The sequence below is a fragment of the Bacillus niameyensis genome (assembly GCF_001375535.1).
GTDB lineage: Bacteria > Bacillota > Bacilli > Bacillales > Bacillaceae_C > Lederbergia > Lederbergia niameyensis.
Genome location: NZ_LN831197.1, coordinates 3,069,300 through 3,091,511, shown reverse-complemented (window position 1 = coordinate 3,091,511; position 22,212 = coordinate 3,069,300). Strand labels below are relative to the sequence as shown.

The window sequence follows — 22,212 nt, the reverse complement described above, 5'->3', positions numbered from 1 at the left end:
TAGAATGAAAAAAACAATTGATTTAGAGAAACATAGAGATAAATATAGGCAGTTCAAAAAGGGTCGTAATACTCTCATTTTAAGCATGCTCGATGATGAAGGTAAGCCCTTTAGCAGCTGTGCCCCGTTTGTAGAAAAGGACGGAAAACTCTATGTATATATTAGCCGTGTCGCAGACCACTATCGCCTTTTGGAAAACAGTAAATTTGCAGATGCCCTCATCATAGCAGATGAAGCAACTACAAATAATAAATTTGCAACAGAACGAGCTCGTTGGAGTTGTATTCCGAAAAACATTGGTAATGATGGACATGAAGATATTTTTACATTGTTTAATGAAACTTGCGGTGAAAAGATGGTTGAGATGCTTCGTGGACTCGATTTCTCCTTATTTGAATTAACACCTTTACAAGGTCGTTATGTCGTTGGATTTGGACTTGCCTTTGACGTAGATTTAGATGGAAGTACATTCACTCATGTTGTCATCGATAAAGAAAAAGATGCTGTTAGAAAAGCATAATAATGGAGGATAGCAATGACTTACCATACTTTGTTACCTGTCTGGAGCGCCTTAAGAGAGCGATTCCAAAAGACGGTTGAAGGCTTACCTGAGGAAAGTTTAAACCTGCAAATAAGTAAAACAACGATTGGGGACTTACTTTATCATACTGCAGAAGTTGAGTATATGTTTGCTGAATGGTTTTTCGGAAAAAAATCACCGGGAGAATTAACAAGACCTACCGAAGGCATTGAAGAATATACGAGATTGCTAAAAGCCTCTAATGAACATTTCCTAAAAGCCATGGAGCAGCTTCCTGAGAATGACTGGCAAAAGAGTATAAACTCCCCGCTAGGAGCATCGACCCCATTAGAAGCAGTGGGAAGGCTTATGTATCATGCGGGTATCCATTCTGGACAAATATCACTTATTAAGAAAAGTGGCCATGAGCAAGAGAACTGATTAATTTGAGTAAAACGAGAACGACAGCTGCTTGCCTGCCGTTCTCCGTTTTTTTATATAATTTTAAGACTATATAAAGACTCGTTGTATCTCTCCGTTATACCCTTCAGGGAATTCAACATCAACTTCTATTGTAACAGGATGTGTTACCTTGATTACCATTTCATTTGAATCGCTAACATGCCATGCAACATCAATTTGACCTGCATCTGGAACTGGCACAGAGCCGCTTGCCCATTCTATCCCGCATGGCTGAGGTTGAACGATTACCTTCTTCCAACCCGGATCAACAGCTTTTACACCTAATAAAACTCTACCGAAAAAGTAAGCGGGAGCTGCAGACCAAGCATGGCAATGACTCCGGGTTAACATGTTAGGATTAGCTCGGTTAATTGGGGAATCAGGATACATTTCCCAACAAGTCGTTGCTCCATGATCAATCATTTGACCATAATTCATCCGTATATCATCTACCAATTGATCGTATTCCTCTAGTTTCTCCAATACTTCATAAAGAAAGAATGACATAAACGGACTACCAATTTTCACAAAATCCTCAGGAGGGTTGTGTATCATCTCCACCAACCGACCTTTTCTACTTCCTTTCGCCCCATCCGTCAAGTACGCAACTACTTGTGTTTGCATACTAAACCCTTTAGATTTCTGCCCATCAGTATAAATACAATCATGATAAGCTTGCTTATGTTCGCTCCATAAATGTGTATTAATAGCTGTTTCTAACTGCTGAGCCTTTTGCAAATAATGATCACTTTCATCCTCATGGCCAGTCATCATAGCAATCTTTGCATTTAGTCGTAAAATTTGCATAAAAAAGAAGTTTTGGTGACTCACAACACCATCATTAGGCTGCTCAATAGATGCCCAATCTAATAGATTCCAAGCCTTTATCTCAAATAGCCCTTTACTATTTATGTGTTGAAGATAATGATCAATTGTATGTTTAATATGTGGCCGCATTTCTTGCAGAAAATCTTGATCCCCCGTCTGTTGATAATGCTCGTAACAAGCAATTACCCAGAAAAATGTCCAATTTGGAATCACACTGTTCCAACCGCTAGGAACCTGATTCACATATAATGGCGTCTGGACATTGGATGGTGGGACAAGTTTCAAGCAACGCTCGACAATCTTTGAATCTCCAAACAAATAATTATGGATCAATGCCTCATTCCGACTATCCCCGACCCAGAATACTTGTTCATAAGCCGGGCAATCAACAAATGTATCTTCTAAACAGAGTCTTGTTGTATGTTTACTTATTTCCCAAATATCATTGAGCTTCGCATCTGAACTATGGAAATTGCCGATCTCCGCAATAGGGTAATTGCTTTGCAACATTTTAATCGAGTAAAATTTCACCGGTCTTGTTGCATGACGTATCGTCACCATCACATACCTTAGTCCTCGACGTACAGGGGAGTTATAAAATTGCCTTCCATTGCTTGTGACATATCGTAATGTATTATTTAGTCGAAACGTATGCTGGATATAATCATCTTTCATATATTCAAATCCATAAAAATCGATGATTGTTCCTTCAGAAGCGTCGATATCGAATTCAAGAAATCCGGACCATTCTTTCCCAAAATCAATGATCCATTCCGTATCATACCCTTCCTTCATTGGTACTTCGCCAGCATCCGCATGAGCGATAATCGCCCCTTGCAAGGAATGTGGTATCGGAATTGGATGAGACTCCTTCTTCCATACTGACAAACTAAATGGATCTTCTTCACTAACCAAATCTAAGGAAATGGGTTGAATCCATTGCTGATAATTCTGTAACTCAGCTACATTCTTAATTCCATTTTCCCGCAGCTTATTATAAATAGAATGTTGATGATCAAGATCTCTTTCGGGTTGATGATCAATGTGCACTTTTGCATCAAATGGACCAATAGCAATAAAAGGAGAAGAATCCCCATATGGTGATTTCATTGTAAAAGAAGCATCACAGGATATTCCCATCCCAAATGCCTCACCATGACTCCACCCGGATACATCCAATACAATCAGATGATCGCCTTTTTCAAGAAATACTTCCAGGTAGCGCTCAGGAGAAATCCCCGTAAAATCATCCCTTGAATAACGCTCTCCATCAATAAAAATATTCCCGAATTCCTGAACAAACCCTAATGTCACCTTGCTTGCATTTTCCATTTGCATCACCGTTGCAATCATCCCAAGATAACTCACAGGATTTGCATGATTGACACTGTCAGGAACCATATGATTCCGAAGATCCAACGCTGTAGTCCAATCATATGACTTTGTATAAGCAAGGGTCGCTACTTTTTTCGGATAGACGGGCTCTTCTGTTAAAAACGGGATATCCCTTGGCTTTAACATCGTCCATGGTTCCATCCCTATATCGCCAATTGCCTTCGCTTTCGACCAATCGCTATCATCATATTCTCTATCCGTCCATTCCCCAGCTAATAATCTAGCATCCATAGATTCTACGAAACCTTGTTGACAGGACATTCGCGGCGAACGAGGATCATAGCCAGGATGGGGTGTCGTTAACCAACTAGAATCAGTATAGATGGAGGTTGATTTCCCATTTTGGATGTCTAATTGAGCAAGAAGCCCGCCTCTTCCCCGAATATAATAGAAATTCGATACTCCATAATGCTGAACCAAAATGGCAATCGTGTTTTGCTTTCCTTTCTTTAACAAATGTCCGACTTCATAAGTATCATAGCGGAGTTCAAAGGGCCAAGAACGAACTGGTCCTCTTCCCACCTTTTGCCCGTTTATAAACAAAAGATATCTAGAGTCAGCGGTAATCTTAAATAGTGCCTGCTCATAATCTTCACCGCTCATTTCAAAAGACTTACGAAACAATCGCCATTCATTTCTGGGTGATTCCTTCTCTCCGCCCCAAATCCATTGTGCATTCCAATCATTATTCCCCATAAAGAGTAGAGCTCCCTTCTTCTCGTTCATCACTTATATACACAATCATTAAATGGTAGAAAACGCCTCCATTTAAACTTTTACAAATGTAGCATCGCGTTTTAGGAGTATTTTCTTCTCATATTCTTCTACGGCAGTCAGCCAATTTTCTTTTACCGGTACACCCATTTGTTCACAATAATAATCCCATATCGCCCCAAATGGATAGGTTTTAAACTCTTCCATGATAGCCAATCTTTTCGTATAATCCCCTTTTTCCTGCCATTCTTTTAATTGCTGGTGGGGCATTAGCAAAGCATAGAGTAAAGCTTTAATCATATTACGGGTACCAATCGTCCAAGCTGCAACACGATTAATGCTCGCATCGAAAAAATCAAGACCGATTAAAACATTGTCCAATGCATCATTCCTGACAATTTCTAAGGCAATTTCCTTTAATTCATCATCAAATGTAACAACATGATCACTGTCCCAGCGAACTGGCCTTGAAACATGAAGGGCTAGTTTCTCATTAAATAAAGCAAGTGCCGAAATTTTATTGGAAACCATTTCTGTCGGATGATAGTGTCCAGTATCCAATAAGCAAATTTTATTATTTGCTTGGGCGTACTGTAAATAAAATTCATGAGAACCAACGACAAATGCTTCAGACCCAATCCCGAATAATTTACTTTCCACCGAATCAAGATTGTATTTTCCACCAATTTCCACCGAGAAAATATCATCGAGGGCCTCCTTCAGGCGCTTCCGCGGTGTCAGACGATCACTTGGTATATCTTTATATCCATCAGGTATCCAAACATTTGTTAGACATGGTGTTCCTAGTTCCTTACCAAAATACTCGCCTATCTTTCTGCAAGCTTTACAATGATCTATCCAAAATTGACGAATTTCTCGGTTAGGATGAGATAATGTCAACCCATCTGCTGATTTCTCATGAGAAAATAAAGTAGGATTAAAATCAAGTCCAACTCGGTGCTGTTTCGCCCAGTCTACCCATTTTTGAAAATGCTTTGGCTCTAATTTATCGCGATCAACTGCGTCCCCATCTGTTTCAGCATAAATAGCATGCAGATTTATACGATGTTTCCCTGGAATGAGGGAGAGCGCCTTCTCAAGATCAGCACGAAGCTCTTCAGGAGTTCTCGCTTTTCCTGGATAATTACCAGTGACTTCAATCCCGCCTGACAATTCACTCTTGTTAACTTCAAAACCGCTAATATCATCCCCTTGCCAACAATGAATTGAAATTGGAATAGATTGCAATTTACCCAGTACATTTTCAACATCAATTCCCCAGCGTTCATATTCCTTTTTGGCCAATTCAAATGCATGGTTCTTCATCGAAATTCCTCCTGTATCAAGAATGAACAAATTTTTTCACTTCAAAAGAATGTTGGACAATTGACCTAGCTTCATTCAAATTACGGATCACACCTAATGCAATAAACTGGGCAATTAAGTTTCCAATGGCAGTCGCTTCAACAGGACCTGCATAAACAACCTTCCTCGTCCCATCAGCAATCAGTTGGTTAAGTAAATCATTTTGCGATCCGCCGCCAATAATATTCATTTGTTCAAAGGACGTTTCTAGAATTTCTTCTATTTCATCAATCGTTTGTAAATAACTATTAGCTAAACTATCAAAAATACATTTCGCGACTTCTCCAGCTGTATTTGGTATTTGTTGATTTGTTTCGCGGCAATAGTGTTGAATTTCCTGCACCATCTGTTGCGGTTTTAAAAACCTTGGATCATCCACATTAACGATTGAGTGAAAGTCCTTAACATGACGTGAAAATTCAACTAAATCAGCAAATGAATAGTGGTCATCATAATTTCGTCTGACCTCCTGAATCATCCAAAGCCCCATAATATTTTTTAAAAAGCGGAAACGACCATCCATTCCACCTTCATTCGTAAAGTTATAAGCTTTTGCTTTCGGTTTACAGATTGGTCTGTCATTCTCAATTCCCATTAAAGACCATGTACCAGAACTAAGATAAATCGTTTTCCCTATTTCCGGGATAGCCAAAACTGCTGACGCTGTATCATGGGTTGCAGGCAATATCACATTCATATCAAAGCCAAACTCCTGAACAAGTTCTGCTCTCAAGCCTCCCAACTTCGTTTTCGGATGCTGGATTGCAAGAAACATTTCTTCATTGAATCCTAGAGTACGGATTATTTCTTGATCCCACTCCTTTGTAGATGCATTCACTAGCTGTGTCGTTGTAGCATTCGTATATTCATTTATTTTTTTTCCTGTTAATAAAAAATGTAAATAATCTGGGATCATGAGAAAGGACTTTGCCTTTTTCATTACTTCTGGATTTGCTTTTTGTAAAGCAAATAATTGATAGATCGTATTAAATTGCAAAAACTGAATACCCGTTTTTTCATATAACTGATCTTTTGAAATTAAAAGGTCGACTTCCTCCATTACACCAACTGTTCTTGGATCTCGATAGGTAACGGCATCTGTCAGAAGCTCATCATTTTCATCTAATAAAACAAAATCGACTGCCCAGCTATCAATCCCGATGCTAACGGGTCTAATTTCTAATTCCTTACATTTGTGAATTCCCCTTTTTATTTCTTGAAAAAGATCTTCGATATCCCAGCAAAGCTGGCCAGAACTTTCTACCATTTGATTGTCAAACCTATGGACCTCATCTAATTTCAAATGGTTCTTTTCTACATGACCAAGCATCACTCGCCCACTAGAAGCCCCAAGATCAACAGCTAAACTATAACTCATGCTTCCTCCCTCCATATTATCGTGTAAATGCGGCTGGTACTCCTCCATCAACAGTTAGCATGCATCCCGTAGTCTTTTCCGACCTGGAAGAGGCGAAGAAAGCAATAGCTTCAGCCAAATCTTCTGGGAAAATATTAACCTGAAGCGTCGTTCGCTTTCGATAATATTCTTCTAGTTCGTTTGTTTCAATACCGTAAGCGGCTGCCCGTTCCTCTTTCCACTTTGAATCCCAAATAGCCGATCCTTGCAAAACAGCGTCAGGGAGAACGGAATTGACACGGATGCCAAGTTCCCCGCCTTCAGTAGCGATACATCTGGCAAGATGGACCTCAAGTGCTTTTGCCGAACTATATGCAGCCGCATTTTTTCCAGCATAAATTGAATTTTTCGAACCAACAAATACCATATTCCCACCTGTTCCTTGGGTTTGCATAAGTTTAAACGCTTCCCTCGCAACAAGAAAATAACCTGTCCCTAAAACATTTATATTCAAATTCCATTCCTTTAATGATGTTTCAACAAAAGGACTGGATGTTGCCAAACCAGCGTTATTGACGATAATGTCTACTCCTCCATAGGCGAGCGTTGTTTCAATGAATGCTTCCTGTACCTGCTCCTCGCTTGTGACATCCATCCTAATAGCGATCGCACAGCCATCTCCATATTTATTATTGAGCTCAGTCGCTACCTTTTGCGCCCCTTCTATATTTAAATCAGCCACTACTACATGAGCCCCATCCGAAGCAAGCCTACGGCAGGCAGCGCTTCCAATTCCCCCTGCTCCACCTGTTACAAAGGCTACCTTTCTTGAAAACTCGGATTCAGGCGGTGCTAATGATAGTTTATAAAGCTCTAATGGCCAATACTCAATTTGATAAGATTCTTCTTCATTGAGAGAAACAAAGTTTCCAACTGTTGTCGCACCTTTCATAACAGCAATAGCCCGTTGATATAGACCGCCACTGACATGTGCCATTGCCAAGCTTTTACCGACATTCACCATTCCGATACCGGGAACTAAAATAATCCGCGGAACAGGCTCAAACATTCGATCTCCTTCCACTTTATTTTTTTCAAAATAAGCCTGATATTCCTCCTTAAAGTGAGCAATACCTGTTTCGATCCTTTTTACTAACTCTTCAATATCCAAAGTGGCTGGATCCCAATCAATATATAAAGGTTTTCGTTTCGTATGAACTAAATGATCAGGACATGCTGCGCCAATTTGTGATAGTTTAAATGCATCACGGCTATTCACAAACTCCAATACATCGTCACCACGGTCATATGTAATAATCATTTGCTTTTCCTGACTTACAAGCCCGCGAATAACTGGCATGATCTTTGCAAGAATTCCCTTCCCACTCTCTTCAGATAGGGATTGATATTTTTGGCCCCCAAACAGTGTAGACGGATTACATTGAGCTTGAATATATTGTTCCGCTTCATTAATGACCGAGATCGTTCGTTCATAGCTTTCCTGAGCTGTCTCTCCCCAAACAACTAGTCCATGCTTCTCCATTAACACTAATTCCGCATCCGGGTTATTCGCAACACCTTCAGCGATCATTTTTGATAAAGTGAAGCCTGGGCGAATATACGGCACCCAGACAAAGCGGTCCCCATAAATCTCCCTTGCAAGCTCCTGACCATTGTCTGCACAACATATACTAATAATCGCATCTGGATGAGTATGATCAACATGTTTAAAAGGCAAAAAGGCATGAAGCAGTGTTTCGATGGATGGTCTCGGATGTCGGCTATCGATCATACAATGGGATAAGTATTCGACCATTTCTTCATCGGTCATTTCTTCCCTTTCGATAAGGGGCTTAATATCAGCCAATCGTAAGCCAGTAAAATGGTGCGCTTTCATTGTGGCTAGATCAGAACCGCTCCCTTTCACCCACATTACTTCAACTTCACGCCCGCGGAAATCTGTTTCAATTGTCTTCATCGATGTATTACCGCCACCCCAATTGCATACAGAGCGGTCGCATCCTAATAAATTTGAACGATATACAAGTTCATCTAAAGCTGAACGAATACTATTTGCCTTTTCTTCATTCCATAAATTTTGAACCATATTGTCCTCCCACTTATTTCAAATATTCCGTCTAATTAGGACACTTTTTAGCCCCTGACTATTTCGGTTATATCCAACGGTATGATTAATAATCACTACATTCTCCATCCACATCCACTTTTCCTGCCGTTGGTGGGCGTTACGTTCTCCTCCTAGTTCACTCATTGCCTCCATCGCTGATTCCTCAAATCGAACTCGCAATCTTGCCTTCTCCTCATAGCCTCCAAAATTCCAAACAGCTATTTAACTACAACCATTCAGCCCCGTTCTAAAATCGAGCAATACACTCCCATTTGTGAATTGCTCAATTTTGATGAATTAGGTTTTAAGTCTCGTCAGACTACTGTTAATCCCATTCATTTTTTATAACACCTTTAGTCCAACTGCCCCTGCAATGATACAAAATAAAAATAGAATTCGCCTCCATCCAGCAGACTCTTTGAAGAAAAGGATCCCGAGCAAAACAGCACCAGCTGCCCCTAAACCTGTCCAAATCGCATAAGCTGTTCCAAGCGGAATATCACGCATCGCAAGGGAAAGGAATAGAAAACCGCCACCAAAAGTGAAAATAATCATAAGCAACCAACCTAGCGATTTATTTCGTAAATATAAATTAATACACATAACACCAAATATTTCTCCGAAGCTTGCAATGACTAAATAAAGCCAGGCCAAGTTACTCCCCTCCTTTTGTAACTGTTTCTTGATCGCCTGTCGTCACCTTAATACCAATCACCCCAACAATAATCAAACCGATAAAGAAAACCTTCACCCAAGCGAACTCAGCGTGGAAAATGAGAAAATCAATTAAGACAATTGCTGCAGCTCCTGATCCTGTAAACACAGCATATACTGTTCCAGCTGGCAGTTTTTCACACGCCTTTATAATGAAATAAAAGCTAAGGATTATAACGATTCCAGTTCCAATCCATTCAATGGCCGAATCAGAATACTTTAAGCCAATTACCCAAAACACTTCAACAACCGCTGCTAAAAAGACATAAAGCCAAGCCAATTAGATTCCCCCCTTTATTCCAGCATTTTAGCACATTGCTTCCTTTATAGCTTTAAAGATCATTTCCTAATAAAACGGATATGACTCTTCACAAGCACTTTAATAAAATTCACTCCACTTTTCGTTCAATTGTTTATTTAACATACCTTCATGTTTAACAAGTATTTAGCGTAATATGGGGGATTATTAAGAATACACCGGGGTAGCTTCGTCTCAGGATGGATAATAACTACATAACTCCAATAAAGCTAAAATATCGCATGTGCTTCATGCCAATTTTTACGTTAGACTATTAAAGTATTCGAAAAATCCTAGTAAACTTCACCTATTCAATGTTTCTGTCTTACATTTATTCTTAATCGCTTATCAAAATGGTCATAGTTGATAACTACAAATTAAGTTATTAAGAATTTTGTATTTTTCCTCGAAGGTATTAGGTATAGCTAATTATGTTCAGTTAACACTTTTATAGGGTTATCTACAATTGCTTCTTTTAAAAAATCCTCTGAATTTTCGTTTTGCTTTTTTATATGTTCTCCAATCGAAGTAAAACCCTTTCTGAACAAATCAAAATTGGGAGTTGTTTAGTAAGTATGAAGAAAGCTTCAATCGTCTTTTACGTATCATTAGCAATCGTCGCAGGTCTTGTTATTATGGGAATCGCAATGCCCAAATCATTAGAAAGCATCACTAGCAGCGCACAAAATTTTATTACCAATTCATTTGGTTGGTATTACTTAATCTTAGTAGTGCTATTTGTAATCGTATGTATTTATTTATTTGTCAGTCCAATCGGTCGAATTAAGCTCGGTAAGCAAGAGGATAAGCCTGAGTTTTCAACACCAACTTGGATTTCAATGCTCTTTAGTGCAGGCATGGGAATTGGTTTAATATTTTATGGTGCTTATGAGCCGCTTAGTCACTATGCTATAAGTTCGCCTACAGGAGAAATTGGCACGACTCAAGGTGTCAAGGACGCACTGAGGTTTACCTTCTTCCATTATGGGATCCATGGATGGGCAATTTATGGGGTAGTTTCGTTGGCACTTGCTTACTTTACTTTTAGAAAAGGTGAATTAAGCTTAATTAGCAGAACATTGAGACCGCTTATTGGCAAACATGCTGATGGATTAGTCGGTAAAATAATTGATGTGATAGCTGTTGTTTCTACCGTTTTAGGTGTTGCCACATCACTTGGGTTTGGTGCCATGCAAATAAATGGAGGTCTATCCTACTTATTTGATGTACCAAGTAATTTTACAACCCAATCGGTCATTATTTTTGTTGTTACGATCCTATTTATGATATCTGCGTTAACTGGTTTGAGCAAAGGTATCAAAATTTTAAGTAATGTAAATATGGGCCTTGCTGCCGCCCTTTTCTTAGCAGTATTTATTTTAGGCTCATCCATTTTTACCTTAAATCTATTCGTTGATTCGGTAGGGGCTTATTTCCAAAACTTTATTAATATGGGTCTTCGAATTGCTCCATTCAACGAAGACATTCGAAGCTGGATTAATGATTGGACCATCTTTTACTGGGCGTGGTGGATTGCTTGGTCACCATTTGTAGGGGTATTTATCGCTAGAGTATCAAAAGGTAGAACTATTCGTGAATTTGTTTTTTGTGTTTTACTTATCCCAACATTAATTGGTTTCTTGTGGTTTTCGAATTTTGGAAGTGCAGCGATTACAACCGAAATGGCAGGATCAATTTCATTAACTAGTTTGTTACCAGAAGAGATCCTTTTCGGAGTCCTTGAAAATTTCCCATTTAGCTTACTACTATCCATTCTATCGATGATATTAGTTGGAACATTCTTTATTACATCTGCTGACTCAGGAACATTTGTCTTAGGTATGATGACAGCTAATGGAACGCTAAATCCAAGTAATAAAGTTAAGGTGATTTGGGGCGTCCTGCTTTCAATGACATCTGTTACTCTACTTTATTCAGGGGGCCTTCAAGCTCTGCAAAACACAATGATTATTGGAGCTCTTCCATTCTCTATTATAATAGCGTTAATGACATTTAGTTTAATCAAGGCATTAAATCAGGAAGCGAAAGAATTAGGAATTGGACAATTAAAGGTGAAAGAGGAAAAGGTCGGTAAACGAAGGAAAGAAAAAGCTTCGGAAGCTGTATAAATATTGTAGTTTAAAATCTTATTAGTGAGTAGAGTGGGATATATCTCGAGCGGGATTCGGATTTTATGAGCGAGTTTCGGATTTTATGAGCGAGTTTCGGATTTTATGAGCGAGTTTCGGATTTTATGAGCGAGTTTCGGATTTTATGAGCGAGTTTCGGATTTTATGAGCGAGTTTCGGATTTTATGAGCGAGTTTCGGATTTTATGAGCGAGTTTCGGATTTTATGAGCGAGTTTCGGATTTTATGAGCGAGTTTCGGATTTTATGAGCGAGTTTCGGATTTTATGAGCGAGTTTCGGATTTTATGAGCGAGTTTCGGATTTTATGAGCGAGTTTCGGATTTTATGAGCGAGTTTCGGATTTTATGAGCGAGTTTCGGATTTTATGAGCGAGTTTCGGATTTTATGAGCGAGTTTCGGATTTTATGAGCGAGTTTCGGATTTTATGAGCGAGTTTCGGATTTTATGAGCGAGTTTCGGATTTTATGAGCGAGTTTCGGATTTTATGAGCGAGTTTCGGATTTTATGAGCGAGTTTCGGATTTTATGAGCGAGTTTCGGATTTTATGAGCGAGTTTCGGATTTTATGAGCGAGTTTCGGATTTTATGAGCGAGTTTCGGATTTTATGAGCGAGTTTCGGATTTTATGAGCGAGTTTCGGATTTTATGAGCGAGTTTCGGATTTTATGAGCGAGTTTCGGATTTTATGAGCGAGTTTCGGATTTTATGAGCGAGTTTCGGATTTTATGAGCGAGTTTCGGATTTTATGAGCGAGTTTCGGATTTTATGAGCGAGTTTCGGATTTTATGAGCGAGTTTCGGATTTTATGAGCGAGTTTCGGATTTTATGAGCGAGTTTCGGATTTTATGAGCGAGTTTCGGATTTTATGAGCGAGTTTCGGATTTTATGAGCGAGTTTCGGATTTTATGAGCGAGTTTCGGATTTTATGAGCGAGTTTCGGATTTTATGAGCGAGTTTCGGATTTTATGAGCGAGTTTCGGATTTTATGAGCGAGTTTCGGATTTTATGAGCGAGTTTCGGATTTTATGAGCGAGTTTCGGATTTTATGAGCGAGTTTCGGATTTTATGAGCGAGTTTCGGATTTTATGAGCGAGTTTCGGATTTTATGAGCGAGTTTCGGATTTTATGAGCGAGTTTCGGATTTTATGAGCGAGTTTCGGATTTTATGAGCGAGTTTCGGATTTTATGAGCGAGTTTCGGATTTTATGAGCGAGTTTCGGATTTTATGAGCGAGTTTCGGATTTTATGAGCGAGTTTCGGATTTTATGAGCGAGTTTCGGATTTTATGAGCGAGTTTCGGATTTTATGAGCGAGTTTCGGATTTTATGAGCGAGTTTCGGATTTTATGAGCGAGTTTCGGATTTTATGAGCGAGTTTCGGATTTTATGAGCGAGTTTCGGATTTTATGAGCGAGTTTCGGATTTTATGAGCGAGTTTCGGATTTTATGAGCGAGTTTCGGATTTTATGAGCGAGTTTCGGATTTTATGAGCGAGTTTCGGATTTTATGAGCGAGTTTCGGATTTTATGAGCGAGTTTCGGATTTTATGAGCGAGTTTCGGATTTTATGAGCGAGTTTCGGATTTTATGAGCGAGTTTCGGATTTTATGAGCGAGTTTCGGATTTTATGAGCGAGTTTCGGATTTTATGAGCGAGTTTCGGATTTTATGAGCGAGTTTCGGATTTTATGAGCGAGTTTCGGATTTTATGAGCGAGTTTCGGATTTTATGAGCGAGTTTCGGATTTTATGAGCGAGTTTCGGATTTTATGAGCGAGTTTCGGATTTTATGAGCGAGTTTCGGATTTTATGAGCGAGTTTCGGATTTTATGAGCGAGAAAACGCCGTTCACCAAGTGAACGGCGTTTTCTCGTTTCAAAAAGGGATCATTGTATATGAATATCGGTAATCTTGATCCGCGTATTTCCTCTTTTTTATATTTCTTAAAATCCTTAGGGAAATTTCGCAAAAACAAACTTCATTATTGATTAGGTTGAAGGTAGGCTCCCCTTCAGTTTTTACTTTATCTCCGATAATTTAAATCGAACCCCCATAATATACGGTTTTGCCTCTGTTCCTAACCGCTCGACTTCCTCTTTATCAAAATACCCATAGGAATTTAAAAAGAAAGTACCGTCCTGCATTACAACAATTCCAGCATAGCCGCAGTCTCCCGATTTCCTTGATGGTGTGAAGTCTTCACCTAACAAGATTCGATACTCTCCTTCGCTTCCATTCACTAGATCTTCATATGTACCAACCCATGCAACCCAGTCTCCTGCCATCCAATCATCCTCTTCGATCTTCCCATCATTGTTGTAATCAAGGATGATTTCACGAAAAGAAATAAAGAGTCTGCCACTGATTGGGTCATAGGCTGCTTTATGACGCTCTCCATTTAAGGAACCAGGAAGTTCCCTTGGTTCTGTCCAATGATTTCCTTCATCTTTTGAAAAGGAAATCGTTGACTGATGCAGATGGGATTGACTTCTAGCTATTAAAACAAGCTCTTTTTCATCAGGTGAGCGGAAAATACACGCTTCACATAGTTGAACAGCAGCTTCAATATCGCGATAGTCCTTTAATAAAGACTCTGGTACACTCCACTGTTCCCTTCCATTTTCCGAAAAACTCAGGTACGTTTTATAATTGATAAATTGTTGATTGTGATAAACGCCTAACCATTTATCCAACCAATTCCCATTCTCATCCTTTAATCGCACTAGACTGGACATTGCGACAATCGTTTGGGTACCTTCATACCAAACTTTATAATCACTCCACGTTTCTCCTTGATTCGTAGAAAGAGATGTTTTCCAACCTTTAAACTGATCATCTCCCCATCCAGGGCCTCCTGAGATAGAAATAAGCTTTTGACGGCCATCATTAAAATCAAGTTTATAAATGGTAGGCGTTTCTCGTGAATCCTTCCATGTTTCGTTTGCAAACGTCCTTCCTTGCCAAGTCTTCCCTCCGTCATTACTTTTATTTAGCAATGCTTCCCCTAAACCGTGCCCTTTTGGATAGACTGTAAGAATCGTTTGGTCATCATCCAACAAGACCGAGTCTGGATGACCTAAATATTGCCCCTTTTCTCGATCAATAACGATTTGTTTATTTGGGTCGATTTTATAAGTATGTAATGTATTTTGGATACTCATCGTAAGCCTTCTTGTCATAGGATCCACCTTCCTTTCCTTTATATTTATTTGACAACTAAAAATAAATCCCTGCAAAAAAGACTATTGTTCAGGACAATAGCCTTTTTAGTCAAACTATAATACAAAATAATAAACAGAAAAGAAGTGGCACAAGCTGCCGGCAAGAATGAACAAATGGAAAATTTCATGGAAGCCTAAATGTTTCATTTCTAAAAATTTTGGTTTAAGCCCATAAATAACTCCGCCGATCGTATACAATATTCCGCCAAAGATAAGAAGGAATAATCCGCCAGGCCCTAAATTAGAACTTAAAGGAACAATCGCAATGACGATCACCCAACCTAGAGCAATATAAAGAACTGTAGAAAGCCATCTTGGACAATTGAACCAAACCATCTTAAATAAAATTCCACTTAGTGCAATAACCGCAACAATCGAAAACACAATCCAGCCCATTTTCCCTTTTAATGAAATTAGACAGAATGGCGCATAGGAGCCAGCAATTAAGGCAAATATCATCGAATGATCAAACCTTCGGAGAAAAGCGATAACCTTGTCCTTTGCAATGACTAAATGGTAGGTCGTTGAAGCCGAGTAAAGTAAAATCAAACTTACTCCAAACATAATAGCTGCACCTAATTGTAAGGCGGAGCCACCATTTAAAGAAACTTTTATAACCATCAAAATCAAACCAACTACCGAAAGAAGCGCCCCTGCCAAGTGAGATAATGCATTAAAAGGTTCTCGAATAAATTGTGTCATTTTAAATCCCCTTATCTCTTTACGTAGTTTCGATAACTACATACTATAATACACACATTACCTCTTGTAGTCAATGTTTACCTATCATTAGTTTTACGATAAAATAAGATTATTAAGAGTATAGATTGGTGGTACTTATTTTGAAAAATACCGATGAACTAATTGAAAGCTTAGCCTTAGACAATCATATATCCCTTGCTGATATTCCAAAAATGGATTTATATATCGATCAAGTCATTGAGCTTTTTGAGAATAGTTTTTGTGAATCCAAACGGAACGAAAAGGAAAAAATATTAACGAAGACTATGATCAATAATTACGCAAAAGGGAAACTCTTTTTCCCCGTTAGCAATAAAAAGTACTCCCGGGAACACATTATGTTAATTAGTCTTATTTATCAGCTTAAAGGTGCCTTATCAATTAATGATATTAAGGATTCACTTCGGGTACTAAATAAGGGAGTTTCTAGTTCAAAATTGGACTTGGAAGGATTTTATGAAGGCTACTTAGAGCTTTATTCAAAGATGATAGATACTTTTAAAGATGATCTCTTCCACAAAATGGAGGAAGTAAAAAAGGAAATGGGAAAGGTTGAGAGTAAAAACAATACAGAATTAGAGCGAACTTTATTAATTGCTTCCCTTGTCAGCACGAGTAACTTATATCGACGAGCAGCGGAGAAGTTAGTGGATGATATTTTAGATGAAGAGGGAAATGCGTAGAATAAAAACAAAAAGGAAGCCCAAAAGGGTCCATCAACGGCTTCCTTAGGCTCCTTTTTACTGAGCAGCTTCTTGATTTTCACATATTCAATTGGTCGCCGCTCCGGCATTTCGGCTGATGGTATCGTTGTCAATACTGTCTCTCTACATCCCCCTCTACGTTACCCTCAATATAAACTGTTGTATTTGTCGCGCAACTAATATCACCTATAATATCGCCACTAACCTCCAACTTGTTTGCTACGGAACAATCACCGTTAATATTTCCCTCTACAGATACTGTGTCAGCACTTACGTCACCTTGCACAGCTCCACTAATTGTTACTGAATTGCCCGACGCAATGTCTCCATTGGCATTTCCAAATATGTTTACCGTCGCCTGTGTTGCAACATCCCCATTAGCATCTCCAGATACATTCACTATTCCTTGTGATGCAATATCACCGTTAGCATCTCCATGTACCTGAACATCCCTGCAAGTTACTATATCGCCGTTTACAGTAGCAGCGACTTCTACCGACCCGCAACAAGTAATATCACTATCTACGTTTCCTTCAATAGCTAGAACAATTCTTTTAGACATCATTTCCGGGACCTCTTCTTCTTTCAATAAAACGCCGTCTTTTAGGAGCTGAACTTTATAGCCCTTCTCGTAGTTTCCTGAAATTCCCCTATCCTGGCCTTCTTTCTTTAACTCTGATTCAGATTCATAATTGTTTTCAGTTTTACTAAAAAGTCTATTAATTGGAACCTGTAAGACTTCTGCTAGTAACGGCAATGACATCACATCAGGTATCGTATCTCCCCGTTCCCATTGAGAAACAGCTTGATGGGTAACATTCATGTTTTCTGCTAATGCTGTTTGGGTCATACCTAAGTTTTTACGTAACATACAAATATTTATTCCTATGATATTTTCTCCCATTTTCGCGCTCATTTCTAAACCTCGATTCTTATAGTCGATGCATCGTGATCTCAGTATATCTAATCAACTATTCCTTTTCTATAAAGTCATTCTTGAATATATACAAATAACTTTGCAAGCATCACTTGCAAAGTAATCCAATTGACCAGTCGCTCCTAACCTTTTACGATTTCAACCATATCAAATTCCGATCACTTGCGAAGTTCGACACATTGTACAAGAGTAAAATTTCATCTAGTTCATTTTCCTGCAAATATTGCTTTAAACTTGCATGGTAATAACGTAAATCAATCACATGAATTTCTTCAAAATGATTGGCTAAAAATGGGATAAAGGAATGGGCGTAGGAATCTTTAATGACAGCAAGCTTTCGTCCATTTTTTACATGGGATTGGATCGTCATGAGGCTATGATTACCACTTAAAAATAACGAGTATTTATCCCTCTTTTCCAATGCACTCCAATCATAAAGTGAATCACTAGTTACTTGCTCATCCTTATAATGGACGAAATATGAGGTCGGAAATTCTGGAGTAAATACTTCAATTTGATCAGATTTTAGCTGATAGCCGAGTGCCTTAGAAGCATAGGTACCTAAAAAGTCATTGGAGACCGTTTCTATTTTAAACTCACTAATAGGATAAGGTTGATATCCCAGTGTTTTTCCAGCCTTCGAATAGGCATAATAAGCCCCTCTCATCGTCCAGTGATGATCGGTTTTGTAGTAGATCGGTTCTTTTTTATGGTCTAAAAGTGTCTGGCGGATATCTATTACTTCTACGCTTGAAGAAAGATTTTTTTCAATCGCTTCCGCCACCTTTTCTGGTGTATAAGCCGGCGCAAATTTAGGGAGATTTTCTCGGTAAATTTCCGCTGAGATCGGAGCAAGGAGCAATGTTACTGACCTCTCCGAATTAGAAAAACTAGAAACAAGCTCGAGATTTTGAATAAATTGATCTTCTAAGCTTGTTCGTTTTTCAAAGAGAAAATCACCCTTCCCAATATAAACTCCATTGATTTCCTTTTTTAGCAACAACTGTTCAGCCTTAGCTTTTATCGCCATCCAACTTGTTTTCCCGACAAATTGGTCAGATAAATACTCTTCATAATTGATCATATATTTCCCTGAGAATATGTTTTCTAAAGTTATCCTCGGCTTTTGAGTGAGAATTCTATTTTCCTGTTCAGAAAAGGTTATATCACTAGATAGAAAATTCCCTATCCCAATCAGGACAATAAAACCTATAAAAACTCCTACTAACCATTTATTTGAAGTAAACATTTTCCTTCTCCTTTAAAATCGGAAATATAGAAATGGATTGTATGATGCACCAGCCAAATAGGCTGTGGAAAATAATAAAATTACAAAATAAATGAATGCTTCTATAAATGTATTTCTCTGAACAATGTTCTCGATAAATTGTGGTCGTGGTAATGAGCCAACAAATGCAATAAAAAGTAGAATTGCATTCGCGAATAAAAGATAAAAAAACTTTGGATTAATTAAACCATTTTCTCCAATGCCAAACATGACACCGAGGAACTGCCAGCCCATCTTTATATCTTCAAAGACGAAGAAAACCCACCCGATTAAAATGAAGAAGGCAAAATAAAAATGCTGGAAAATCGGATGACAATAGTTTAATACTTTTTGCAAAAAGGCCCTTTCAAGAGAAATCAGAATACCAAAATATAGCCCCCATATAATAAAGTTCCAGCTTGCTCCATGCCAAAATCCCGTTAACATCCAGACGAGTAATAAATTCATATACATTCTTATCGGCCCTTTTCGATTTCCGCCTAAGGGAATGTATACATATTCTCGAAACCAGCTTCCTAACGTTATATGCCATCTTCTCCAAAATTCTGCAATGCTTCTTGATATATACGGATAATGGAAGTTTCTCGGGAATTCAAACCCAAACATTTTCCCTAACCCAATCGCCATATCAGAGTAACCACTAAAATCAAAATATATTTGAAAGGAAAAGGCAATTATACCTAGCCAAGCCATCGCCAATGTTAATTCTGACAATGCAGTACTTTCAACTTCAACCCATAGTAATCCAATATTATTCGCAAGCAACACCTTTTTCCCAAGTCCTTTTATAAAAAATCTTACGCCATCAGAAAATTGGGCGAAATTTATCATTCTTTCCTTCATTTGCGACTCTATTAATTCATATCGGACTATGGGACCAGCAATTAATTGCGGAAACAACGTAACATACATGGCAAAAGAGATAAAACTCCGTTGTGCAGTCACCCTGCCACGATAGACATCAATGATATAAGACATCGTTTGAAATGTATAAAAGGAGATTCCAATTGGAAGAGGTAAGTTCAAATAGGTAAGTTCAATGCCAAAGATTACATTTATATTTTCAATAAGAAAATTAGCATATTTAAAAAAAGCTAAAACTGCAATATTCACGATTAGCGAGGAAACTAAAAGCCATTTCGACTTTTGTGATCTCCTGTATTTCTCGATTAAGCGCCCTAGAATGTAATCCACTAATGCGGAAAAGAGAATTAAACAAATATAAACAGGTTCTCCCCACGCATAAAAGAATAGACTTACAATAAGTAGAACAATATTTTTCAACTTTTGGGGGCTAATAAAATAAATAGCTAATGTAGCTGGCAGAAAATAAAATAAAAAAAATAAACTGCTAAATACCATGTCCCAATCCACCTATGCCTAAAAGGAGTGCCCTACACCTCTAAAGATGTAAGGCCCATTACACACATCACTTCAATTTACTATCAAAAACCGCTTCAATTTTTTCGGGTTGATCATACGTTATATAAATTAAATAATTTCCCTTTGTTTTAATAATATTATTTTTTACCTTTTCATATTGATCAGGCAAATATTGTTCCCAAGTTTGTACTTGAGCATCAAGTTCACTTTCAAGTGCTTCTTTCAATGCTTGAACATTTGATGAATCCTTCGCCTGTAAAATAATAATTTCATCAGAATTTACATTCATCATAGCGGCTATAGCATAACCCGCTTCTAGTAGATTTTTATCAAGCTTAAGCTTATCAATGAAATACTCATCTTCAGGTTGAGGATCAGTTAAATTAACCTCTAGAAAACCTAATAATTGTCCATCAACGACTGGTTCATCAACACCATTAGCTTTAAGATCCTCAGCCATTGCATCTTTAATTTCGGTAACTAACTCGTCCAAAGATATATTGCTGTTTTGCCCCTTCCCACAAGCAGACATAGCTAAAAGTGTAAACAGTGTCAATGATAATAAAATTAATTTCTTCATCTTCTTTTCCCCTTTATTTTATCTATACAATCTATTTGACGAAAACAATTGAAAAGAGTTACAAAAAATGTTGATAAAGTGAAACCTGTTTACGATATAATAATTTTTGTAACTATCATGTTCTGCAGAATAGAGTAAAGGGGCGTAACAATGAAAGCATGGCAATACGCACTCGCTGTATTTTTCGGCGGATGCTGTTATGGAATATTATCAACTTTTGTTAAAATGGCTTACTCAGCGGGCTTCTCCATGGCAGAAGTTTCTGGAAGTCAGTATTTATTTGGAACACTTTTTATTTGGGTTTGTACATTATTCATTGGGAAACAAGTGCAAAAACTTTCCATTTTATCCTTTATAAAAGTTCTAATTTCGGGATTACCAATGGGTTTAACGGGAATTTTCTATTATCAATCTCTGCAAACAGTAGATGCTTCCCTAGCCATCATCTTCCTTTTCCAATTTGTTTGGATCGGTACTCTACTTGAGTGGATATTTTATAAACATAAACCTAACAAAGGTAAACTGCTTTCCATTGCAATTTTACTAATTGGTTCCCTTTTTGCAACAGGATTAATAATCGAAGGAGGAAAAACTATTTCCTTAAGTGGACTAGGCTGGGGAATGCTCTCCGCACTATCTTTCTCAAGCTTTATTTTAGTCAGTGGAGCAGTTGGTAATCAGCTCCATCCTATTTTCAAAAGTGCTTTGCTCTCATCCGGAGCTTTAATTATTGTAATGATTATTTTGCCACCAAGTTTTCTACTAGATCCATCCACTCTTTTGAAGCTTAGCCCTTATGGATTGGTATTGGGGTTTTTTGGAGTTATGCTCCCCCCATTACTTTTTTCCATAGGAATGCCGCGTGTTGGACCTAGCTTAGGAACGATTCTTTCTGCATCTGAACTTCCTGTCGCTGTTATTATGTCAACACTTATTCTAAGAGAACAGGTTGATCTCATACAATGGTTCGGCGTCATACTAGTGTTATTTGGTATTTTTATTGGGAATACCTCTTTCATTCGGAATCGTAAAAAAATAAGCACGGGAAATGCATAGGAAAATCCCCCGCTTTTATTAGAAAACGGGGGCATTTCGTACTAATTTAAAGTTTTCCACAAATGTTATAAACAGCTTACTCACACTTTACGAACAAGTTATACACAATAGTTATCCACATATTAACAGATGCTATCCACATTTTGGTGCAAGAATATTAGTTCCCCACAATATATACTGCCCGATTTTGACAATATTCACAGCTTGTTGATAAGTTACCCTCTTCTTTCACTTCCTCTAACACAGGTGCCTTTTCGTATTCATCGACAATAACATCTAGTGCTAATTCGACATGTTCTTTACAACAATAAACCATTACTTCCATTCCTTTCATGCTTTATCATTACTCCATAGGATACACGTTATCCACATTAAA

General features: G+C 38.2%; 20 protein-coding genes. 5 read left to right on the top strand and 15 right to left on the bottom strand.

Features of this window, described 5'->3' with window-relative positions:
• Positions 1 to 4 precede the first annotated feature (4 nt).
• Complete coding sequence (locus BN1243_RS14645) at positions 5 to 520, top strand: pyridoxamine 5'-phosphate oxidase family protein (RefSeq protein ID WP_062107982.1); 516 nt, start codon at positions 5 to 7, stop codon at positions 518 to 520.
• 15 nt (positions 521 to 535) lie between these two features.
• On the top strand, positions 536 to 961 hold the full coding sequence (locus tag BN1243_RS14640) for a DinB family protein (protein ID WP_062107980.1): 426 nt from the start codon (positions 536 to 538) through the stop codon (positions 959 to 961).
• 69 nt (positions 962 to 1,030) lie between these two features.
• Here BN1243_RS14640 and BN1243_RS14635 read toward each other — a convergent pair whose 3' ends face one another.
• From BN1243_RS14635 to BN1243_RS22880, 8 genes are all read right to left on the bottom strand, one after another.
• A complete protein-coding gene (locus tag BN1243_RS14635) occupies positions 1,031 to 3,931 on the bottom strand; it encodes a family 78 glycoside hydrolase catalytic domain (RefSeq protein WP_069201875.1) in 2,901 nt (966 codons plus the stop codon).
• 42 nt (positions 3,932 to 3,973) lie between these two features.
• Positions 3,974 to 5,245 (bottom strand): L-rhamnose isomerase, encoded by a 1,272-nt coding sequence (rhaA, locus tag BN1243_RS14630; protein ID WP_407638862.1) that lies wholly within the window; start codon positions 5,243 to 5,245, stop codon positions 3,974 to 3,976.
• A 16-nt stretch (positions 5,246 to 5,261) separates the two neighbouring features.
• Complete coding sequence (gene rhaB, locus BN1243_RS14625) at positions 5,262 to 6,662, bottom strand: rhamnulokinase (protein WP_062107976.1); 1,401 nt, start codon at positions 6,660 to 6,662, stop codon at positions 5,262 to 5,264.
• Positions 6,663 to 6,678: 16 nt separating this feature from the next.
• Positions 6,679 to 8,748 carry a bifunctional aldolase/short-chain dehydrogenase gene (locus tag BN1243_RS14620; RefSeq protein ID WP_062107975.1) on the bottom strand — a complete coding sequence of 690 codons (2,070 nt, stop codon included), beginning with the start codon at positions 8,746 to 8,748 and terminating at the stop codon, positions 6,679 to 6,681.
• A gap of 18 nt (positions 8,749 to 8,766) precedes the next feature.
• The gene (locus BN1243_RS14615; protein ID WP_062107973.1) at positions 8,767 to 8,949 is read right to left on the bottom strand and encodes a hypothetical protein; all 183 of its coding nucleotides are present in this window, start codon (positions 8,947 to 8,949) and stop codon (positions 8,767 to 8,769) included.
• Between the two features lie 162 nt (positions 8,950 to 9,111).
• Positions 9,112 to 9,423 carry a DMT family transporter gene (locus BN1243_RS14610; RefSeq protein WP_062107971.1) on the bottom strand — a complete coding sequence of 104 codons (312 nt, stop codon included), beginning with the start codon at positions 9,421 to 9,423 and terminating at the stop codon, positions 9,112 to 9,114.
• A 1-nt stretch (position 9,424) separates the two neighbouring features.
• Entirely contained in the window at positions 9,425 to 9,763 is a 339-nt protein-coding gene (locus BN1243_RS14605; RefSeq protein ID WP_062107969.1) for a DMT family transporter, read from the bottom strand.
• 443 nt (positions 9,764 to 10,206) lie between these two features.
• Positions 10,207 to 10,329 carry a hypothetical protein gene (locus BN1243_RS22880; protein ID WP_268258073.1) on the bottom strand — a complete coding sequence of 41 codons (123 nt, stop codon included), beginning with the start codon at positions 10,327 to 10,329 and terminating at the stop codon, positions 10,207 to 10,209.
• Positions 10,330 to 10,356: 27 nt separating this feature from the next.
• Here BN1243_RS22880 and BN1243_RS14600 point away from each other — a divergent pair, with 27 nt between their 5' ends.
• Positions 10,357 to 11,910, top strand: a complete 1,554-nt coding sequence (locus tag BN1243_RS14600; RefSeq protein ID WP_062107967.1) for a BCCT family transporter — start codon at positions 10,357 to 10,359, stop codon at positions 11,908 to 11,910.
• A gap of 2,034 nt (positions 11,911 to 13,944) precedes the next feature.
• Here the strand turns inward: BN1243_RS14600 and BN1243_RS14595 are convergent.
• Positions 13,945 to 15,105 (bottom strand): sialidase family protein, encoded by a 1,161-nt coding sequence (locus tag BN1243_RS14595; protein WP_062107965.1) that lies wholly within the window; start codon positions 15,103 to 15,105, stop codon positions 13,945 to 13,947.
• Positions 15,106 to 15,201: 96 nt separating this feature from the next.
• Positions 15,202 to 15,849: a PAQR family membrane homeostasis protein TrhA gene (trhA, locus tag BN1243_RS14590; protein ID WP_062107963.1), complete on the bottom strand. Its 648-nt coding sequence runs from the start codon at positions 15,847 to 15,849 to the stop codon at positions 15,202 to 15,204.
• Between the two features lie 140 nt (positions 15,850 to 15,989).
• On the opposite strand from trhA, the gene BN1243_RS14585 reads away from it, so the two are divergent.
• Positions 15,990 to 16,571, top strand: coding sequence for a DUF1836 domain-containing protein (locus tag BN1243_RS14585; protein ID WP_084781939.1), 582 nt, complete (start codon positions 15,990 to 15,992; stop codon positions 16,569 to 16,571).
• Between the two features lie 130 nt (positions 16,572 to 16,701).
• Here the strand turns inward: BN1243_RS14585 and BN1243_RS22365 are convergent, their stop codons facing one another.
• From BN1243_RS22365 to BN1243_RS14565, 4 genes are all read right to left on the bottom strand, one after another.
• Positions 16,702 to 17,463 (bottom strand): polymer-forming cytoskeletal protein, encoded by a 762-nt coding sequence (locus BN1243_RS22365; RefSeq protein ID WP_230200209.1) that lies wholly within the window; start codon positions 17,461 to 17,463, stop codon positions 16,702 to 16,704.
• 196 nt (positions 17,464 to 17,659) lie between these two features.
• Positions 17,660 to 18,778 (bottom strand): DHHW family protein, encoded by a 1,119-nt coding sequence (locus tag BN1243_RS14575; protein ID WP_062107957.1) that lies wholly within the window; start codon positions 18,776 to 18,778, stop codon positions 17,660 to 17,662.
• A 12-nt stretch (positions 18,779 to 18,790) separates the two neighbouring features.
• Positions 18,791 to 20,179, bottom strand: a complete 1,389-nt coding sequence (locus BN1243_RS14570; RefSeq protein WP_062107955.1) for an MBOAT family O-acyltransferase — start codon at positions 20,177 to 20,179, stop codon at positions 18,791 to 18,793.
• Positions 20,180 to 20,246: 67 nt separating this feature from the next.
• On the bottom strand, positions 20,247 to 20,780 hold the full coding sequence (locus BN1243_RS14565) for a DUF4358 domain-containing protein (protein ID WP_062107953.1): 534 nt from the start codon (positions 20,778 to 20,780) through the stop codon (positions 20,247 to 20,249).
• Between the two features lie 150 nt (positions 20,781 to 20,930).
• On the opposite strand from BN1243_RS14565, the gene BN1243_RS14560 reads away from it, so the two are divergent.
• On the top strand, positions 20,931 to 21,836 hold the full coding sequence (locus tag BN1243_RS14560; RefSeq protein WP_062107951.1) for an EamA family transporter: 906 nt from the start codon (positions 20,931 to 20,933) through the stop codon (positions 21,834 to 21,836).
• 157 nt (positions 21,837 to 21,993) lie between these two features.
• Here the strand turns inward: BN1243_RS14560 and BN1243_RS21395 are convergent, their stop codons facing one another.
• A complete protein-coding gene (locus BN1243_RS21395) occupies positions 21,994 to 22,152 on the bottom strand; it encodes a CxxH/CxxC protein (RefSeq protein WP_069201874.1) in 159 nt (52 codons plus the stop codon).
• Positions 22,153 to 22,212: the final 60 nt, after the last annotated feature.